Raw genomic sequence first — 2,475 nt, forward strand, 5'->3', positions numbered from 1 at the left:
GCGGTCAACAAGGACGAGGAAGCGCCGATCTTCGAGATCTCCGACTACGGCGTGGTCGGCGACCTGTTCAGCGTGACCCCGCAGCTGACCGAGGCGGTCAAGGCCCGCAAGGGCTGACGAGGTTCGCACACAACGCCCGGCCGGGTTTCCCGGTCGGGCGTTGTGCGTTAGTCCCGTGCCGCGAGCGTGCGGTCCGGTACACGCGTGACGGCGTGTTCCGCGCGGACACGCACGCTCGCGCGGGTTGGGGTGGCGACTCACGCCGGGATCGGCACCGGCGGGCTGGTCCTGCGATCCGCATCGGGGGCGGCGCGTCGCCGGATCATGTGCACCAGGATCAGAATCGACGCCCCCGCCGCGAAGAAGCACCACAGCGATGCGAACGACTTCATGTAGAAGATCGCGACCGCGACCAGGCCGACGAGGTTCAGCACACCGAAGGCGACGATCGAACGGTAACTCGACATCAGCAACGGCACGATCACCGCGACGATGTACAGCACCGCCCAGAGCAGCGGATGCGCAACGACGGTCAGGTACTCCAACCCGTGGTCGTGCCGGATCACCTCGACCGGATTGGCCAGCACCACGTAGGCCAGGTAAGCGGAAACGACGAGGCCGAGCGCCAGGAAAGGCCTCATCGCGGCCCGCCGGCGAGGGTCGATCATCATCACCGACAGCGGCAGGTAGGTCGGCAGCATCGGCCAGGCGATGAACAGATAGGCGCGCATCGCCAGTTCCGCCATCCCGGCCGACACCCGGCCGGCGTCTCCGTCCAAGCCGGCCCACACCGCGACCTCCAGAAACTGATGTGCCGAGAAAAGCGCCGGCAGCAGGGCGAACGGCAGCTCCCGGGGATGTCTGACCTTCGCGACGGACAAGGCGGCCACCGGAACCAGGGCGGTACCGGCGACCAGATCGGCGGTCATCGAGAAGCACATCCAGGAAATGGTGCCACGGCCGGGGCCATCCTTCGGGCCGGAAGGGCGACGCGCCCCGGCCGGTATCCTGAACGGGCCATGAGCCACACCCGGCCGGTCTATCTCGACCACGCAGCAACCACCCCGATGCATCCCGCGGCCATCGGGGCGATGACCGCCGCGCTGGCCGCCGTCGGCAACCCGTCCTCGCTGCACACCGCGGGCCGGGCGGCGCGACGCCGACTGGAGGAGTCCCGGGAGAGCATCGCCGCCCGCCTGGGCGCCCGGCCGTCGGAGGTGATCCTCACCGCCGGCGGCACCGACAGCGACAACCTGGCCGTCAAGGGCGTCTACTGGGCGCGCCGCGACGCCGATCCCCGGCGCCGGCGCATCGTCACCACCGGTGTCGAGCACCACGCCGTCCTCGACGCCGTCGAGTGGCTGGCCGCGCACGAGGGTGCCGAAGTCACCTATCTGGACTGCGAACCCGACGGGTCGGTGCGGCCGGCCGCGCTGCGCGCCGCGCTCGAGGAGCACGACGACGTCGCGCTGGTCAGCGTGATGTGGGCCAATAACGAGATCGGAACCATCATGCCCGTCGCCGAGATGGCCGGTGTGGCAGCCGAATTCGGTGTTCCCATGCACAGCGACGCCGTGCAGGCCATCGGCCAGCTACCGGTGGACTTCGCCGATTCGGGCCTGGCCGCGCTGAGCATCACCGCCCATAAGTTCGGCGGCCCAGCCGGGGTGGGGGCGCTGCTGCTGCGTCGCGACACAGCCTGCGTTCCCCTGCTGCACGGCGGCGGTCAGGAACGCGACGTCCGTTCGGGCACGGTCGATGTGGCCGGTGCGGTGGGGATGGCCGCCGCCGCCGACATCGCCGTCGGCGCCCAGGTCGAGTCGGCGGCCCGGCTGAGCGGCCTGCGCGACCGCCTCATCGGACGGGTGCTGGACACGGTCGACGATGTGGTGCTCAACGGCCCCGAGGGCGACCGGCGACTGCCCGGCAACGCCCACTTCACTTTCCGCGGTTGCGAGGGCGACTCGCTGCTGATGCTGCTGGACGCCAACGGCATCGAGTGCTCCACCGGTTCGGCCTGCACCGCCGGTGTGGCGCGGGCCTCCCATGTGCTGCTGGCCATGGGCGCCGACCCGCAGGTCGCCCGTGGCTCACTGCGGCTGTCGCTGGGGCACACCAGCACCGAAGCCGATGTCGACGCCGCCGCGCAGGCGCTGCCGGCCGCCGTCGACCGGGCCCGGCGGGCCGCGCTGGCCAGTACGCCGTTCGAGGGTGTCCGATGAGGGTGCTCGCCGCGATGAGCGGCGGTGTGGACTCCTCGGTGGCCGCCGCCCGGATGGTCGACGCCGGCCACGAGGTGGTGGGGGTGCACCTGGCGTTGTCGCAGGCACCCGGCGCGCTGCGCACCGGGTCGCGCGGTTGCTGCTCGAGGGAGGACGCCGGTGATGCCCGCCGGGTCGCCGACATCCTCGGAATCCCTTTCTACGTCTGGGATTTCGCCGACCGGTTCAAGGCCGACGTGATCGACGACTTCGT

Annotated in this window: 2 protein-coding genes and 2 pseudogenes; 3 read left to right on the forward strand and 1 reads right to left on the reverse strand. The window is 70.8% G+C overall.

Annotation, left to right across the window (positions count from 1 at the left end):
* Nucleotides 1-117, forward strand: a pseudogene (locus tag ADBZ5U_RS05425) (electron transfer flavoprotein subunit alpha/FixB family protein); the annotation flags it as partial.
* A gap of 140 nt (nt 118-257) precedes the next feature.
* Here the strand turns inward: ADBZ5U_RS05425 and ADBZ5U_RS05430 are convergent.
* The gene (locus ADBZ5U_RS05430; protein WP_526263159.1) at nt 258-941 is read right to left on the reverse strand and encodes a DUF6629 family protein; all 684 of its coding nucleotides are present in this window, start codon (nt 939-941) and stop codon (nt 258-260) included.
* Between the two features lie 78 nt (nt 942-1,019).
* Between ADBZ5U_RS05430 and ADBZ5U_RS05435 the strand changes: the two genes are divergently transcribed.
* Together ADBZ5U_RS05435 and ADBZ5U_RS05440 are read left to right on the forward strand one after the other, a co-directional pair.
* Nucleotides 1,020-2,222, forward strand: coding sequence for a cysteine desulfurase family protein (locus tag ADBZ5U_RS05435; RefSeq protein ID WP_526263161.1), 1,203 nt, complete (start codon nt 1,020-1,022; stop codon nt 2,220-2,222).
* Nucleotides 2,219-2,475, forward strand: a pseudogene (locus tag ADBZ5U_RS05440) (tRNA 2-thiouridine(34) synthase MnmA); the annotation flags it as partial. The gene ADBZ5U_RS05435 and the pseudogene ADBZ5U_RS05440, both read left to right, overlap by 4 nt.

It is taken from the genome of Mycobacterium sp. (assembly GCF_040398885.1).
Classification (GTDB): Bacteria; Actinomycetota; Actinomycetes; order Mycobacteriales; family Mycobacteriaceae; genus Mycobacterium.

What these genes read in the sequence shown, in the direction of transcription:
- ADBZ5U_RS05430 (WP_526263159.1), bottom strand. Translation starts at nt 941, where the DNA reads ATGTGCTTCTCGATGACCGCCGATCTGGTCGCCGGTACCGCCCTGGTT.
- ADBZ5U_RS05435 (WP_526263161.1), top strand. Translation starts at nt 1,020, where the DNA reads ATGAGCCACACCCGGCCGGTCTATCTCGACCACGCAGCAACCACCCCG.